The sequence below is a fragment of the Gordonia otitidis genome (genome assembly GCF_020735545.1).
Taxonomy (GTDB): domain Bacteria; phylum Actinomycetota; class Actinomycetes; order Mycobacteriales; family Mycobacteriaceae; genus Gordonia; species Gordonia otitidis.
In genome coordinates, this window is record NZ_CP085974.1 from 4,684,147 (window position 1) to 4,702,281 (window position 18,135).

Here is an 18,135-nt window from a genome sequence, read left to right on the forward strand (position 1 = left end):
GGACCACTTCCTGAGCTCGGGGTGCACGCTCAACGGGACGCGCACCGTTGTCGGATTGACTGCACGGTGTTCGACGAGGCGGCTATTCACGCATGCTGGCCCGTCGGTAGCCGAGGATGGCGGGAACCAGACAGATGCCCGCGATGATCGCCGACCAGGTCACCAGTCCGACGAACGGCGCGAGCACCGGACCGCCCATCGACAGTCCGCGCATCACGTCGACGGTGTAACTCAGTGGCTGGTGCTCGACGGCAGGCCTGATCCACTCGGGATACGCCTCGAGCGGGACGAACCCGGTCGAGAAGAACATGAAGAGCCCGGACACGAGCGCCGTCGCCTCGACCACGATCGCCTTGGCCGCGTACAGCGCGACCGCCGCCACCCCGATGAAGAACGCCAATCCGAAGATGCACGGCACGAACAGCCAGCAGATCGCGGCGAGGATGCCCTCGTGGAAGCGCATGCCGAGGATGAGTCCTGTGATCATGAGAGCGGCGGTCGCTAGAACGATGCGGGCCGCCTCGGCGGCAGTGCGGGCGATGAAGCCCGCGGCACGGTTGATCGGCAGAACCCACAGCCGCGCGAGGAGGCCGTCGTCTCGCTCGCGCATGAGTCCGAGGCCGCCAACGGTCGCCCCCTGGGTTGCGGCGACCATGGCAACGAGCGGCACACTGCCGTACAGGGCGCTGTGACCGCTGAATCTGGCAATCCCGTCCCCGAGCACGATGTTGAGAGTGACGAGGAAGGCAACCGGAACGAGAACCGTTTCGGCGGTTGTCGCGGGATCGCGCGTCCAGCGTCGCAGAAGTCTGTTCGTGAGTGTCGCGGTGTCGCCCACGAGAGATCGCAGCGAACGTTCGTTCGTACGCTTCCGGACGCCGATGGAATCGTGCTCGGCCGTCGATGTGAGGGTCACTTCGACGTTCCTCTCGACGACACGGCGGTGTATGCCAGCGCGAGCACGACGAACAACCCGACGATCCACAGCACGGCTGGTCCGACCGTCTCCCAACCGATCTCTCCTGCTGCAGGCGTCGAATCACCGGCGAGAGCCCTCAGCGCGTACACGAACTGCGAAATCGGCTGATTGCGCACGAATCCCTGAATCCAAGACGGGAAAGCGTCTGCGGCCTGCACACCGACCGACAGCAGCCCGAAGATCAACTGCGGCAGCATCATCATGTGTGTTGTGGCGTCCGGGTTTCGGGCGGCCGTTCCCACCACCTCCCCCAACAGGGACAGAACGGCACCGATCGCGAGCACCAACAGGCAGAACCCGATCGTGGCGGTCACACCGTTGTAGAAGCGGAATCCGATCACGTATCCGCAGATCAGGGAGATGACCAGTGCCACGGTGCATCGATACATGCTCGCTGTCAGACGCGACGCCAACGGAATGAACCGCGATATCGGCATGGCCTGGAACCGCCGATTGATCCCGGCCACGGCATCGGAGGCAGACCGGAATGCGCCCGAGATCGCCGCGAAACTGACGGCCTGCAGTGCGATCAGCGGCATGAGGTATTGCGCATAGCTGCTCATGTCGGTCGCATACATCCCGATCTTCTTCAGTGGAATGTAGAAACCGACGGTGAACATGATCGAGGCAGCGATCTGGGTGAGGAGTTCACCGTTTCGGAAAGTCGGAAGAATCGACCGAGAGGTCAACACCCACCACTGCTGCAGTGGGGACGGCTCGGCACCACGGGTTGCTGACGCGTCCCGTGCGTAGATGTCGTTGTGCATCGCGCCCGTCATACCGGCAGCCCGTCGTCGACTCGGCTCGTCGGTGCGACGTCGTTGCCGGTGAGGGCGAAAAACACCTCGTCGAGCGAGGGACGTCGTAAACCGATGTCGGCCAACTGGATACCGGTGCGCGAGAGACGATTGACCACCTCGACAAGGGTCTCGGGGCCCCGCGGTGCCGGCATCGCGATGCGGTCGGTTTCGGCGGACAGGACGTTGCGCTTCTGTCGGGGCAGCATGGGACCGAGTGCGTGGATGATCGCAGGGATGTCGGAGACGTAGCGCGGAACGATCTCGCAGTACGTCGCCCCCGTGCGGGCCTTCAGTTCGTCGGCGGTGCCCTCGGCGATCACGGTCCCGCGGTTGATGACCACGATCTTGTCCGCGAGGGTGTCGGCCTCCTCGAGGTACTGCGTGGTGAGGACCGTCGCGATTCCCTGGCCCTTGAACTTCGCCACCAGATCCCACACCGCCTGGCGGCTGCGCGGATCGAGACCGGTCGTCGGCTCGTCGAGGAAGACCACCTCCGGTCGGACTACGAGCCCACAGGCGATGTCGATACGCCTGCGCATACCCCCCGAGTACGTGCCGAGTTGGCGGTCGGACGCGTACTGCAGGTCGAACTGGTGCAGCAGCTCGTCGGCACGCTGCTGCGCGGCACGCTTACGCAGCCCCTGCAACCGCCCGAACATGATGAGATTCTCACGACCGGTGAGCATCTCGTCGAGAGCAACCTGCTGTCCCGTCAGCATGATCGAGCGTCGCACGGCGGCCGGGTCGTCGGCGACATCATGACCGGCAACACGCACGATCCCCGAATCGGGCTTGCTCAATGTCGAGAGGATGTCGACGGTCGTCGTCTTGCCGGCGCCGTTGGGACCGAGCAGACCGAGGACCTCTCCCCGACCGATGGAGAAGCTCACCCCCCGTAGCGCTTCGAAATCGCCGAATCGCTTCCGGAGGTTGTCGACGACCACCGCGTAGTCGGACTCCTCTCGGCGTCGGTGCCGGCCCGCACGGCGTCTGACCCGCACGCTATTGTCGTGCACCGGCTTCTCCCAGGTCGAAGTCGGAGGACAGGTCGATGAATTCGAGTTCGTCCCCGGCGGATTCGGCCTCGTCGGAGATGATCGCCTCGCGGGCGAGATCGGTCAGGGCGACGACGAACGTGTCGGCAAGACGCCGCACCAGCTCGGCATCGACCACACGGTGGTCATACCACCAGTCGACGTGGACAGCGCCACCCGCCCGATAGACCCGAACCTCTACGGGGTGACCCAATCCCGGTGGTGTGTCGCGGAGTGCGATGGCAGCCTCGCTGCTGAGCGACACGGGGGCCTCTGCGGTCTCGTTCGGCAATTCGGGGACGGCGCCCGCGAACGTCAGGAGGAGATCCGCGGCCGGCGCGGACTCGAGACGTCTCGCGGTCGGTGCGTACAGATACCGCAGCGCACCGTAACCGACGCCTTGATGCGGTACGTCGGTGACGGTCTCACGGATCTGTTCGAGACGCTCGGCTGCCGTGTATCCGCTGACCGCCCTGCAGCGCAGCGTGATCGGGTGCACAGCCGAGAACGAACCGACCGTCCGCCGTGGGTCGAGTTCGGGGCGCAGTACCGCGCGGCCGTTGCCTGCGAGGTCGACGGCGAGTTGGCCGTCGGCGAGTACACCGGCAACGGTGCGCCCGAGTGCGGTGAGCACGAAATGGTCGAGTGGAAAGGTCAATCTACGACGCGCGTCGTCGAGTTCCGTCGTCTGGTTCTCGGTCAACGCGGTCGCCACTCGGATGAAATGTCGCGCCGATGGACGCTCGGCCACACCGCCTCCGGTGAGCGCGAGGTTGACGTCGGCAGTGGCGTTCAGCCAGTACTCGCGTGTGGCCTGCACCGCTGGATGAACGGCGAGTTCCGCCGACAGTTGTGACCATTCGCGCCACGGTGCGGCGACGGGGGCGAGAGTGATCTCCTCCCCTGCCAGCACCTGTCCGAACGCGGTGAACACATCGGTCAACAGGATGTCCCTGGACTCACTGTCGGCGACGAGTCCGTGCACCGAGAGTGCCAGGTACGTAGGACCATCCGGTGCCGTCACATGCGCGGAGATGAGTGGGACGACCGTTTCGTGTGACCCGGCGACGGCGTCGTCGAGTACCTGGATGATCTCGTGTCGGCGACCCTCCTCACCTGCCTCGAGGCCCGCGCCGATCGTGGCCGTGATCAGATCAACCGAGTCGATCTGCGCGCCGATGCGCTGCTCGACGACACCTGCGGTGTCGACCAACTGCATACGCAGCGCGTCATGGTGATTCACGATCTCGGTGATGACCCGGCGGACCGTGTCGGCGTCGATATCCGACCGGAGTCGCAGGATGACCGGAATGCGCCACGCGTTCGGTTCGATGAGCCCACGTTCGAGGAACCGGGTGACGTTCGGTGGTACGGGCAGGTGATCGGGATCTGCGTCGACCTTGCGCCCCAGGCCGCCTTGTTCATAGCGTGCGGTGAGCCTCTTCGCCAGGCCGGCGACCGTCTGGTTCTCGTACAGGTCCTGAGGAGTCAACTCCAATCCCTCGTGAGACGCGCTCATGGCGATACTGATCGCGATGAGTGAATCGCCGCCGATCTCGAAGAAGTTGGCATTGCGGTCGACGTCGGCAACGCCTAGGCACTGTGCCCAGATTCTGCCGAGTACGTCCTCCATCGGCGACTGACCACTGCGTGTCGCGGTGACGGCGGCATCGGCCGACGAATCGGCCCCGATGGTGCCGGATCCGACGAATCTGGCCGCGGTGTTGTGCTCGACCCAATGCCGTTGCCGAGCAAAGGGATATCCGGGCAGCGTCACCCGCCGACCCGGGTCGGCGGTGCCGTCGAGATCGACCTCGACTCCCGCGGCCCAGAGCGCACCGAGCCCGAGCAGGAAGGTGGTGGCGTCGTCACGATTCTGGGCCGGGTGGCGCATCAACCGAACCGCGCGATGCCTGTCCGACCACGACGGGTGCCGCGCCGCCGCGCCGGTGAGCGTGCCTCCGGGGCCGACCTCCACGAGTACCCGGGTCGGGTCGGTGAGTAGGGTGCCGACCTCGTCGGCGAACCGGACGGTGGCGCGGATCTGTCGGGCCCACGTGGCGGGGTTGGTGGCCTCGTCTGCCGACATCCAGGTACCCGAGATGTTCGACATGAGGGGTATCTCGGGCTCGTGCAGGGTCAGTTGCGACAGGAACGCGGTGAACTCCGCGACGACCCCGTCCATCAGACGCGAGTGGAACGCATGTGACGTCCGGACCCGCCGGGCCGCGATGCCCTTGTCACCGAGTCGCGCGGTGAACTCTGCGATCGCACTCTGCGAACCCGCGACGACGCAACTACCAGGGTCGTTGACGGTGGCGACGTCCACCTCACCGTCAAGCAGTCCGGCGATGTCAGCGGGACCGCACGGCACCGCCACCATCACGCCACGCGGCGCGGCATTCATCAACCGCGCACGCATCGACACGGCCTTGACAGCGGTCGGCAGGTCGAAGACGCCGGCGATCGTGGCGGCCGCGTACTCGCCGATGCTGTGTCCGGCGAGTGCCGACGGGACGATTCCGCGCGACATCGCCAGCTTGGCGAGGGCGTACTCGACTGCGAACAGTGCGGGCTGGGTTCGATCGGTTCGCTCGAGAGTTCGCGCGGAACCGTCGAAGATGTCAGTGCGAAGATCACTGCCGAGCTCTGCATCGAACAGGTCGACGACCGCGGCAAAGTTCTCGGCGAAGACGGGCTCGGACTCGATGAGTCCCTGCGCCATTCCGATGTGTTGCGCGCCTTGGCCCGGGAAGAGGAACGCGACGCGCTCGCCGGTTGTCTCGACGCCGACGCCCTCGCCGACGAAGACGTCGTCGTGTTCGTCGGCGCGGAGAACGGCCGCCGCGTCGGCTGTGCCGTCGACGACTGCCGCCAGCCGCACCCGCTCGGTACGACGTCCCGCGAGAGTGTATGCCACATCGGCGATGTCGAGCTCTGGACGCTTGTCGAGTTCATCGGCGAGCACACGACGTCCGAGGTCGAGGGAATCTGCGGAGCGTGCCGAGAGCGTGAGAATCCGGGGGCCGGCTCCCGGTGAGGCCGGGACAGAGTTCGGAGCCTCTTCGAGTATGACGTGCACGTTGGTCCCGCCGACCCCGAATGCACTGACCCCGGCGCGCCTCGGACCGGCTGACTCCCATTCGCTGTGGTGACCGCGAACCTCGAACGGACCACGGTCGAGATGGAGTTCGGGGTTGGGTGCGGTGTAATGCAGAGTGCCGGGAAGGGCCTTGTTCTCCAGGCACAGCACGGCCTTGATCAGACTCGCGATACCGGCCGCCGTCTCGAGGTGGCCGATGTTGGATTTCACCGACCCGAGCACGCAGGGGCCGACCCGTTGCTCCTCGGCGAGTTCGAACGCCTGTCGTAGCCCCTCGATCTCGATCGGATCGCCCAGAGGTGTTGCGGTGCCGTGGGTTTCGACGTAGCCGATGGAGGATGCATCGACTTCGGCGAGGGCGTGTGCCTCGGCGATGACCTCTGCCTGTCCGGCAGCGTTCGGTGCGGCGTAGTTCATCTTCGTCGCGCCGTCGTTGTTGACCGCCGAGCCCCGGAGGACGGCGTGGATCCGGTCGCCGTCGGCGAGGGCGTCGGAGAGTGGTTTGAGTAGTACGGCCCCCACACCGCTGCCGAAAACCGTTCCGTCGGCACGTACATCGAATGGTCTGCAGTATCCGCTCGGGGATGCCATCGACCCGGGCTCGTGGAAGTAGCCGACACGGTTGGGTACGCGGATCGACGATCCTCCCGCCAGGGCCATTTCGCATTCGCCGTTGAGGATGCTCTGGGCTGCGAGGTGAACGGCGAGCAAGGAGGACGAGCAGGCGGTTTGGACTGCGAAAGCGGGGCCGCGGAGGTTGAATTGGTGAGCCACCCGGGTGGCCAGATGGTCCTTGTCGTTCTGCAGTGACAGGTTGATCATCTCGAAGCTGGCGCCCTCACCGATCACCTTCGCAGGATCGAGGTGCGACATGAGATTGTGCAGCAGATAACCACTCGCAGAACTGGTTCCGAACACGCCGACGTTGACCTCGATCTCGGCGGGATCGTAACCGGCGTCCTCGAGCGCATGCCACGCGGTCTGCAGGAAGAGACGGTGCTGCGGATCCAACGTTCTCGCCGCCTGTGGAGTGAATCCGAAGAACTCCGCGTCGAACTCGTCGATTCCGTCCATCGCGGGCGCGCGGCGTACGTAGTTCGGGTTCGCGAGGGTCGCCTCGCTGACACCGGCGGCACGGAGTTCGTCCTCGGCGAGTGAGACGATTCCCTCCTCGTCGGCACTGAGCGAACGCCAGAACTCCGTGACCGATCCAGCACCGGGAAACCGGCCCGCCATCCCGATGATGGCGATCGCGCCCGACGGGAACGCATCGGAGTTCACGTCGACATCGGAATCAATGCTGCGTGATTGGTACGCACTCGTCGTCGTCATACTCGTTGCCCCGTCCTGCGCCGTGCAGCGCGCTGGCGCGCCGCGGCCCGTTGCTGGGCGCGTTCCCGCAGCCCACCGGATGTGTCGGTCTGCTCGGCCTGCGCGAGGTCGAGTTGGCGGATCAGATCGGCTGCCAGATCGCGTGAAGAAGCGCCCTGCAGCAGCAGCGCGACCGGGGGCTCGGCACCGAAGTCGCCGCGGACTGTGTTCCGGATACGCACGGCCATCAGCGAATCCATGCCGAGTTCGGTCAGTGCGGAGTCCGGATCGACCGCCGAGTTGTCGGCATATCCCATGATCGTGGCGATTCGGGTGCGCAGCCGCTCGGTCACCGCATCGAGCACCGCCGCGGAGTCGAGTTGCCGTAGTGCATCCACCCCGGCCCACCCTTCGTCGTCGTCGACGGCTCCGAGTTCGGCGACAAGTGGCGCGAAGTAGCCGAGTCGGTTGAGCTCGGGGAACGCGGCGGCGGCGCGGTCGAGACGTAGCCGGACCACGCCCGCGTGGGCGACGTCGTGACGCAGGATGGACTCGAGCGCTTCGACGCCCTCCTCGGGGGTGATCGGATCGATCGCCACCATCGAGAGGGTTTGTGCGACACCGACCTGAGCCCACTGACCCCAGTTGATCGCAGTAGCGGGCAAACCCGCTGCGCGTCGCCATGCCACGAGTGCGTCGGTCCACGCGTTGGCGGCAGCGTAGGCGCCCTGGCCGGGCGAGCCGAGCAGTGACGCCACCGAGGAGAACACGATCCACCAGTCCAGCTCACGGTGTGCGCAGGCGTCGTTGAGTGCCAGTGCACCCCCAACCTTGGGGCCCCAGACACGGTCGAGTGCTGCGGGCGAGAGAGCACTGACGAGTTCGTCGTCGATGACTGCGGCGGAGTGCATGACACCACGCAGCGTCATCCCGGTCTCCTCGGCAGCGGCGACCAGGCCAACCGCGACGCCGGGTTCGGTGATGTCACCCTGCACATAGACGACTTCGCAACGCGATTCGAGGTCGACGAGGGCGGCGCGCTGCGCGTCGTGGGGGGCGCTGCGCCCGTTGAGGACGATGCGGCCGGCACCGCGATGTGCCAACCACTGTGCCATGACCAGACCGAGGCCGCCGAGGCCACCGGTGAGGACGTACGCTCCGTCGCCGCTCACCGGCGGGGTGTCCGCTGCGACACCGAGAGTGGTGCGAGTCAGTTGCGCGGCATATCGCACACCGTCTCGCCACGCGACGATGTCGTCTGCGGTACTCGCCGACAACTCGCCGACGAGTTCGCTCAGGGTGTCGCCCGCATCGTCGAGGTCGACGAGCGTCGTGTGCAGATCCGGGTGTTCGTAGGCGAGCACACGTACCAGGCCGGTGAGCCCTCCCACAGCGGGATCACCGGCCTCTCTCGGGTCGACGCAGAGGCCGTCTCGGGCGACGATCCACAGGCGGGGCGGCGTTGCGTGCCAACCATTCACAAGGCAGCGAACGGTCGACGAGATCGTCCAGACCAGATCGCGCGCCCGAGCCGCGGACGCGGCGCTCGCGTCGAAGCCCTGTTTGTCGACCACCACGACCACTCCGACAGGAGGACTGGACGGTTCGGCGGTCAGTGCTGCGATCCCTGCGGCGATCGCGGCGTCGTCACTCATGTCGGCGGTGAGGACACGCCGGTGGTCCATGGTTTTGACCGTGTGGGCGAAGTCGTCGGCGAGCACATCCGCCGGCGCGTCGTCGGCAAACGAGCTCAGCACCAGCCAACTTCCGGAGGCGATCCCGGCCGCGGCATCGGTCGGCAACGGCGACGGCACCCAGGAGGTGTCGAACAGTTTCTGCTCGAGCGGTAGCGGAACGGTATGGCTGCCCACGCGTCGCAGGTAGACGTCCGACGCCGCGGCAACCGGTCGGCCGTGGTCGTCGGAGAGGACGAAGGAGCCGATCTTGTCCGTCCCGTTCTCCGCGTCGACGACGCGCGCCGAGCAGGTCGCACTCCGGCCGATGGGACCGAAGGTCCGCAGCTCCCCGATCGCGACGGGCAGGTAGGTGGCCTCCGCGGACTCGGCGAGCGACGCCGCGGGCATCGCCGCGGCAACGCCCTGTAATGCCGCGTCGAGCATCACCGGATGCAGTCGGAATGCGGGGTTGCCGGTTGCTTCGTCCGGGAGCACGATCTCGGACTCGGATGCGCCTCCGTCGGCTCTGACGATGCGGGTCAGAGCCGCGAATCCGCGGCCATGGTGCGCACCGGTGCGTCGCAGGGCGGTGTAGAAGTCTGCGGCCGACACGACCGAACCTGTGACCGGTGCTGGCGTCGGAGGTGTGTGTCCGTCGGGTGCGGTCGTGACCCTGCCGACTGCGTGGCGACGCCACGTGCCCTCGGCATCGCGCGAGTGGATTTCCACCCGCGCACCGTCGTCTGTCGGGGTCATCTGCGTCGTGACACGCATTGTCGCGTCGACCGGGAGCATCTGCTCGACTTCGACCCGGTCGAGAACGAGACGATCACCCGGAATGTCGAAGGCTTCCGATCCCGCAGCGAGGATCATCTCGGTGAAGCCCGCGGCAGGCATGACCGACTGCCCGTGGACACTGTGGTCGGCCAACCACGGTGTGGTCCCGATGCCGATCTCCGACTGCCACAGATGTCCTGCGGCCGCGGGCAACTCGATGTGCACGCCCAGGAACGGGTGTGCACCGGCGGCCATACCGGACGGCCTGGTGGCCATCCAGTAGTGCGTATGATGCCAACGCGCCGGCGGCAGATCGACGAGTGACCCGTCGGTGTGCTGACGGGTACCCTCCGACGCTGCCTGTATCGCAGCGAGATTCGCGTGGAACACCAGGGGCTCGTCGTCGTTGCGCACGACGCTTCCCAGCACAGCGGTGTCGCCGCGTGGTCGTGCGACCGAAAGCGTGTCGTTGATCGCATGCGTGAGCAGGGGGTGCGGACTCATCTCGACAAAGGTCGAATGCGTCTGTGCCGCCGTCGTGACCGCCTGCGTGAAACGCACCGGGTTACGCAGATTTCGCGCCCAGTAGTCGGCGTCCATGACCGTCGACTCACCATCGCGCGAGACGGTGGTGAACAACGTGATGGCAGGCGCCGTCGGAGCGAGATCGGCCAGCGCCGTCCGCAATTCGTCGAGGATCGGGTCGACGGTTCTGTGATGGGATGCGACGTCGACCTCGACCCGCTTGGCCAGGAGATTGCGTCCCTGTACCTCGGCGATGATCTTGTCTATCTGTTCGGGCGGACCGGCGACGACACTCTGGTTGACGGACGCGTGGACGGCGAGTGAGACGTCGTCGTACGCACGCACCAGGGCGTCAGTGGTGGCGGCATCTGCTTCGATGAGTGCCATGGCGCCCTGCCCCGAGAGGTCTCGTGCCATGAGCTTCGACCGCGTGGCGATCACCTTGAGGCCCTCGGCCCGCGTGAGCGCACCCGACACGATCGCTGCAGCGACCTCGCCCATCGAATGTCCGATCACCGCGTCGGGCTCGATCCCGTAGGACCGCCACAGGGCGGTCAGTGCGAGCTGCATACCGACGATCACCGGCTGGATGCGGTCGATCCCGACGACGGGGGCGCCCGACGCGATCACCTCCCGCAGCGAGAAGCCGACCTGCGCGACGAAATCCGGCTCGATCTCGTCGACGGCGATCCGAAATGCCTCTTCCTGGGCCAACAGGGCGCGGCCCATGCCGGCCCATTGTGCGCCCTGACCCGAATAACAGAAGACGGTGCCGGGACCATGTATGCGCCTTGTCGGCGGCACAACACCTGACGCCGGGGTTCCGGACGAGAGCGCGCGGAGACCGGCGACTGCCTCTGCCCGGTCACGGGCGGACACACTTCCGACGGGATCGGTTCTGCTGCGCTGACGGTCGAGGGTGTATGCGACGTCGGTGAGTGACACGGCCGGCTCGGACTCCAGCCAGTCAGCGAGCGCGCCCGCCCACGATTCGGCACGATCGGTGGTCTTCCCGCCGACGAACAGTGTGGTCACTGACCGTGGTGCGTCGACGTCGCGTGTCGCTGTGAGTGGTTCGGGGCCCTGCTCGATCACGATGTGCGCGTTGGTGCCGCCGAGTCCGAACGACGAAATGCCGGCGCGTCTCGGTGCGTCGGTGACCGGCCAGGGAGTGGTCTCGGTGGGCATCACGATCCTGGTGCCCTTCACGTCGATCGCCGGATTCCACCGTGTGAAGTTCAGGTTTGCCGGGACCGCGCCGTGATGGACCGCCAGTACGGCCTTGATGAACCCGGCGATTCCCGCGGCGGCCTCGAGGTGGCCGAAATTCGACTTCACCGCCCCGAGCGCGAGTGGTGCGGTGCCCTTGCCGTACACGGCCGAGAGAGCGTCGAATTCGATCGGGTCGCCCAGCGCGGTCCCGGTGCCGTGGGTCTCGATGAAGTTGACAGACGAGGCGGGAACGTCACCCGCTGCGAGTGCACGCGTGATGACGTCCTTCTGTGCGGGCGCATTGGGTGCTGTCAGTCCGTTGGACCTGCCATCCTGGTTGGTGGCCGAACCGCGGATCACCGCGAGAACCCGATCGCCGTCACGGACGGCGTCGGTGAGACGTTTGAGCACGACGACACCCGCGCCTTCGCCACGCACGAAGCCGTCCGCGTCGACGTCGAACGCGTTGCAGCGTCCGCGGGGCGACAACATGCCCCACTTCCCCAGCGCGAGTTGTGTTTCCGGCTTCTGGATGAGATTGACGCCACCCGCGAGACCGAGGTCGGTCTCGCGCGAGCGCAGACTCTGGCATGCGAGGTGCAGCGACACCAACGACGACGAGCACGCGGTGTCGACAGCGACCGCGGGTCCGCGGAGTCCGAGAAGATACGCGACACGTCCGACGGTGACCGAATGCGCGTTCCCGGTGGCCGAATAGGCGTCGATCGCGGTGTGATCGGCTGCCGAGTTGGCCTGGTATTCGTTGTAGTACACACCCATCATCACCGCGGCACGTACGCCGTTCACCGTCTCCGCGCTGTAGCCGGCGTTCTGCAGGGCCTCGAGTGCGACCTCGAGCAGCACCCGCTGCTGGGGGTCCATGGCCTCGGCCTCACGCGGAGTGATGCCGAAGTAGTCGGCGTCGAAGCCACTGATGTCGGTGAGGAAGCCACCCCACTTCGACGGCATCCGGCCCGGCACGGATGGATCGGGGTCGTAGTACTCCTCGGCGTCCCAGCGATCTTCGGGTACTTCGACGATCCCGTCACGGCCGTCGGTCAACAGCGACCAGTACTGCTGCGGGCCGCGGACCCCACCGGGGAAACGACAGCCGATCCCGACCACTGCGATGGGCTCGGCACCCGAGATACGGGCTGCCTTGTCGAACTGTTCCGACAACGCCCCGCGCTGGCTGGAATTCATCGCGGACACACGGTTGTAGGTCGTCTTCATGCGTCACCACTCTCGGTTGTCGCCGACACGGATTCCGCGTCGGCGAAGGGATCGTCGGACAGCGACTCGACGCTGTCGAACAAGCTGTCCAGGACGCTGTCGACGTCGGACTCGTCCGCCTCTGATTCGGGGATCGCCGCGCGGCGTCTGGGCTCGAGGAGATCGGTCAGCAAATCGCTGAGGGCTTCGATAGTCGGGTGGTTCCACAGCATCGTCGCCGAGAGATCCATGCCGACGAGGTGGCGCGCATCGCGCAGCACCGTCATGGCCATCATCGAGTCGAGCCCCAGCTCGGGAAAGGGCTGGTCGATGCGCAATGCGTCGGCGGGCATACCGATCTCGCGGGCGAGAATGGCACGCAGACGCCCGCGTAGTTGCTCGCGCGTGTCGCTCTCCGACAGCGCCGCCCAGTCCGGCGCGTCCACCGCCTGCCCGCCTGCGTCGCCGTGTGCGGAGTCCTCAAGGGGCTCTGCAGCCGCGAAACGGAGTCCGCGTAGCACCGCGATCACCGATCCGTCCTGTGCGGTGATCGCCGCGTCGGCCGTGAATCCGTCTGTGTCGCCGCCGGTGTGGCGGATCTCGGCACGCGCGGTCCCGAGTGAAGTGTCGGCACCGTCGGTGCTGACGTCGATCGACAGAGCATCCACGCAGACCGGGAACATGAGTTCATCGTGGGAGTCGTCGAGCAGACGAGCGAGATGCACGGCCGCATCGACGAATGCCACGCCGGACGGGCCGGCGACCTCGATGTCTGCTGACAGAGTTCCGCGAGAAGTACTGTGGCTGACCACATTCCACGGGTACGGCTGCCCGTCGATGCCCCAACGCTGTTGCAATCGGTGTGCGTCGTCGGCGTCGAATCCCGCGGGCGCCGAGTCGTCGGTGACGGCATCGAGCACGGGCTTCGCGGACGCTGTCGTGGTTCGGGCGGTCACGTGCACGACCCACTCGTCGACACCTCCGCCGGGTGAGGTCGCCGACGACACCATCAGTTCGCCGTCCGCGTCGATCGACACCCGCACGACACGGGTCCGGTCGGCGACGACGGGATACTGGAACCGAATCCGGCCGACTCCTGCCGCGCCTGCCTCGTGTGCGGCACGAGCGACCGTCGCCATGAGCACCGACGCCGGAACGACGTCGACGCCTTGCACGAGATGCGATCCCGGGTAGGGCAACTCGGTGGGTTCCAAGCGTCCCTGCCACCTGTGGACGTGGCCGACGTCGGTGTCGGTGTCAGTGTCGCCGAGTACCGTTCCCGGCCGGACCGACGGCAGTTCTGCGAGGTCTGTGATGGGGCCGGAGCCCGACGACTCGTCGATCCCCAGCAATTCGTCGACGATGCGGAACGAGGTCCGCATCCGATACGCCTGCGCGAGGCGTTCCCAGTCGGCACCGACGACGATCGGCCGGACCCCCGCTCCCGGCGCCAACAGCACCGGAAGAGTGCTGATCGCCTTGTCGTTCGGCATCGGGGTGAGGCCTGCCGCAGCCGTCTCGGGCTGGGCATCGGCCCATGACTTCCACAGCCCCCAGTCGATGACCGTTGCGGGCAGCCCCATGGCATGCCGCGCGAACCCGACCGCGTCGGCGTATGCGTTCGCGGCCGTGTAGTGGCCCAGCCAACGGGAGCCGAACAGGCCTGTGACGGAGGAGAACAGCACGAAGCGGCGCACCGGTGTGCGCAACGTGAGTCGATGGAGTACGTCGACTGCATCGACCTTGGGACGGAACATGGCTGTCGCGTCGTCGTCGGACATGTCGACGAGTTCGGCTGCGCCACCCGCGAGAGCGGCGATGTAGACACCGTCGAGGGGCGGAAGGTCCGCTCCGAAGCGGGTGAACAGCTCGGCCATTGCGCCGGGGTCGGCGGCGTCGCCCTCATGGGTGACGAGTGTCGTGCCGCTCGCGGCGAGCTCCTCGGTCAGCTCTGCGAGTACGCTGCTGCCGCTACGCGAGACCGCGACGACGGTCCCGGCCCCCATGGCGGCGAGCTGCCGGATGAGATCCGGGCCGACGTTCCCCGTCGCCCCGACGACCAACTGCGTGGCCTGTGCGGGGAGCGTGGCGATTCCTGTGGGGACATCCGCACGCCGGAGGCGCGGAACCAAACGCCGGCCTGCCCGGTACACGACCTGGTCGTCGCCGTCGTCGGACGCCGTTTCGGCCAGCAGGTGAGCGGCGACGAGCTCCGGCGGGACCAGCGCAGCGACATCTGTCGCACCACTGAAGATGTCGGGTCGTTCCAGCCCGAGTGTCCGGCCGAAACCCCAGAGCACCGCCTGGCCGGGGTCCGCCGGTTCGTCGTCGGCGACGGACTGCGCGTTGCGGGTGAGGATGTGCAAACGCGCGGAAGACCCTGCTTTGCCGGCGAGATGCGTCGCGAGGCGCCGTGCCGTACCGAACGTGCGATGCGCCGCCCCGACGGTGTCGGCACCGGACGGAGCGGGCGCGTAGAGGACATGTGTCGTGCCCTCGAGTGACTCCGCCGTCACATCCTCTCCACCGAGAACACGGGCGCCGCCCAGCAGCGCGGCGATCTCGTCGGCACAGGGATCGTCGGACACGACCAGCCAGCACTGGGTTCGAGGGGTCGGGGTACCAGGGGCCGGGGTATGCGGGGCCGGGCCGATGGCGCGCTCGCGCCAACCCAACTCGAGCAGCCACTCCCCCAGGAGACCGTGACGTACTGGAGAGCCGCCGCTGTGCGCGTCGCTCCCGGGTCGTCCCGGGCCGCCCGCATCGGCCGCAGAGCTCACCGGAGCGTCGGGCACCCTCACCCAGTACCGAGAGTGATGCCACGGCGTGTGGGGCAGATGGACGAACTGCGCGGGCTCGGACACCGATGGAGGCGTGCTCGTGTGTGTCGCAGCGAGATTGGTGCCGAACGTCACCAGGTCATCGGTGTCGCGGTAAAGCGTGCCAACACTGTGATGGTGTTCGTCGCGCAGTGTCTCGTCGAGCGCGTGCGTGAGCAACGGGTGCGGACTGACCTCGATGAATGTTCCGAATCGGCTTCCGGCTTCCGCGACAACCTGGCTGAAGCGGACCGGATTCCGCAGATTGCGACACCAGTAGTCCGCGTCCATGCGAGGCGACACGGCCCCGCTCGGATCTGCCGTGGACAGCAACGGGATGGTCGGCTCGTGCGGGTTCAGATCCGCCAGTGCGGTGCGTAGGTCGGGAAGGATCGGATCGATGATCGGGTGATGGGAGGCCACGTCGACCTCGACTCGCCGCGCCAGTCGCTCGGACGCTGCCACACGCGCCACCAGGGAGTCGACCTGTTCCGGCGGACCCGCGATCACAGTCTGTCCCGGCGCCGCGTACACCGCGATCGTCACGCCGTCCACACTGCGCACGAGGTCTTCGGCCTCCGCTGCGTCGATGCCGAGCAGCGCCATGGCGCCCTGCCCCGACAACGCCGACATCAACCGCGAGCGGGTGGAGATGACCTTCAATCCGTCGGCGACGGTGAGCGCTCCCGACACCACCGCTGCCGCTACCTCGCCCATCGAGTGACCGATCACCGCGGTCGGTTCGACGCCCTTGGACCGCCACAGCGCCGTGAGGGCCAACTGCATGCCGACGAGTACCGGTTGGATGTGGTCGATCCCCACGACTGCGCAGCCGGAGGCGATGGTGTCGCGCAACGAGAATCCGGCCTGTGCGACGAAGTCGGGTTCGAGTTCGTCGACGGCGGCCGCGAATGCGGGTTCGTCCTGCAGGAGCCGTCGGCCCATCCCCGCCCACTGCGAGCCCTGTCCCGAGTAGACGAACACCGTACCGGGTCGGCACACGCCGTTGTGCACGCCGACGACACCCGGTGCCTTGTATCCACCTGCGATCGCACGCAGGCCCGCGATGGCCGAATCCTTGTCCGCTGCGGTGACGCTCGCGAATATCGGATAGGACGCGCGGTGCTCGGCGAGGGTGTACGCCACCGCCGAGAGTGGGGTGTCCGCGCCGGCCCCCCCGAGCCAGTCGGCGAGGACTCCCGCTGTTGTCGCGACACGCTCCCGCGTCTTACCGGCCACGACAAGTGTGTTGACGAGTGGTTCGGGACGCACGGCCGTGCTGACGGTCGGGTCCGGCGCCTGCTCGATGACGATGTGGGCGTTGGTGCCGCTGACACCGAACGACGAGACACCCGCTCTACGCGGTCGACCGGTGTCGGGCCAGTCGGTGGGTTCCGCGGCGATCATGAATGCGGACGCCCCTTCGCACGCGTGCGGGTTGAGCGAGGAGAAGTGCAGTTGACGGGGAATGTGAGCGTTCTCCACCGCGAGTACTGCCTTGATGAAACCCGCGACGCCCGAGGCGGATTCGAGGTGGCCGAGATTGGTCTTGACCGAACCGACGACCAGCGGTGCCGCCTCACCGCGCTCTCCGAACACGTTGTACAGCGCGTCGAGCTCGATGGGATCCCCGAGTGGCGTCCCTGTGCCGTGCGCTTCGACGTAGTCGATGTCGGCGGGGTTCAGTCGCGAGGCGTCGAGTACGCGACGCATCAGAGCCTGTTGCGCCGGACCGTTGGGAACGGTTTGCCCGCTGCTCGCGCCGTCCTGGTTCACACCGGTACCGCGGATGACCGCGAGGACGGGGTCGGAGTCACGCACGGCGTCGGACAGACGCTTGAGTGCCACGACGCCGCAGCCCTCGCTGCGCACATAGCCGTTGGCGGCAGCGTCGAAGGCCTTACAGGTGCCGTCGGGCGCGAGCATTCCCCAGCGCGAGCACGCGATGCTGTTCTCCGGGGACAGGTTCAGGTTGACACCCGCGGCGAGCGCGCTGTCGGATTCGCGACGCCGCAGGCTCTGACATGCGAGGTGGATCGCTACCAGCGAGGACGAACAGGCGGTGTCGGTGACCACGGCCGGCCCGTTGACCCCGAGGAAGTAGGACAGTCGTCCGGCAGCGAAGTTCGCAGCATTGCCGAAAGGTATGTAGGGGTCGAGTTCCTCCGGTGCGAGCTTACCGGCGAAAGACAGCGTGTAGTCATTGGTCGTCATACCGACGAACACGCCGGTTTGTGTGCCGCGCAATGACTTCGGCGTCCACCCGGCATCTTCGATCGCTTCCCAGGCTACCTCCATGAGGAGCCGCTGCTGCGGGTCCATACCAATGGCCTCGCGCGGGGTAAGACCGAAGAACTCGGCGTCGAATTCGTCGGGATCCCAGTGGGTGAGGAATCCACCCTCCCGGTTGACGATCGTGCCGGGGATGGTGTGATCCTCGGCAAAGAATTCGTCGGCGTCCCAACGGTTGTCCGGGACACGCACCACACCGCTTCGCCCCTCGGTCAGCAGATCCCAGTAGTCTTCCGGGTCGCTGACGTCGCCGGGCAACCGACAACCCATGCCGACGACTGCGATGGGTTCGGTCTCGGCCTGCTCGGCGATTGCGAGCTTCTTGCTCAGGTCGTCGATCTTGCGGAGCGCATCGGTGATGATCGCCCGTCGATCGGAGGTCTCGGGAGCCATCG

General features: G+C 66.8%; 6 protein-coding genes. All 6 read right to left on the reverse strand.

The features are described 5' to 3' along the window. Positions 1-82: 82 nt before the first annotated feature. From LK459_RS21360 to LK459_RS21385, 6 genes are read right to left on the reverse strand one after another with little or no spacing between them, the layout of a single operon-like run. Positions 83-916 carry an ABC transporter permease gene (locus tag LK459_RS21360; protein WP_227920634.1) on the reverse strand — a complete coding sequence of 278 codons (834 nt, stop codon included), beginning with the start codon at positions 914-916 and terminating at the stop codon, positions 83-85. Then, positions 913-1,746 carry an ABC transporter permease gene (locus LK459_RS21365; protein ID WP_039993229.1) on the reverse strand — a complete coding sequence of 278 codons (834 nt, stop codon included), beginning with the start codon at positions 1,744-1,746 and terminating at the stop codon, positions 913-915. Before LK459_RS21365 ends, LK459_RS21360 begins: the two co-directional genes overlap by 4 nt. An 8-nt stretch (positions 1,747-1,754) precedes the next feature. Then, complete coding sequence (locus tag LK459_RS21370) at positions 1,755-2,723, reverse strand: ATP-binding cassette domain-containing protein (protein WP_322590824.1); 969 nt, start codon at positions 2,721-2,723, stop codon at positions 1,755-1,757. 58 nt (positions 2,724-2,781) lie between these two features. After that, positions 2,782-7,248: a type I polyketide synthase gene (locus LK459_RS21375; protein WP_227920636.1), complete on the reverse strand. Its 4,467-nt coding sequence runs from the start codon at positions 7,246-7,248 to the stop codon at positions 2,782-2,784. Then, positions 7,245-12,650, reverse strand: coding sequence for a type I polyketide synthase (locus LK459_RS21380; protein ID WP_227920637.1), 5,406 nt, complete (start codon positions 12,648-12,650; stop codon positions 7,245-7,247). Before LK459_RS21380 ends, LK459_RS21375 begins: the two co-directional genes overlap by 4 nt. Further along, the gene (locus LK459_RS21385) at positions 12,647-18,133 is read right to left on the reverse strand and encodes a type I polyketide synthase (protein WP_227920639.1); all 5,487 of its coding nucleotides are present in this window, start codon (positions 18,131-18,133) and stop codon (positions 12,647-12,649) included. Before LK459_RS21385 ends, LK459_RS21380 begins: the two co-directional genes overlap by 4 nt. Between the last annotated feature and the right edge of the window lie 2 nt (positions 18,134-18,135).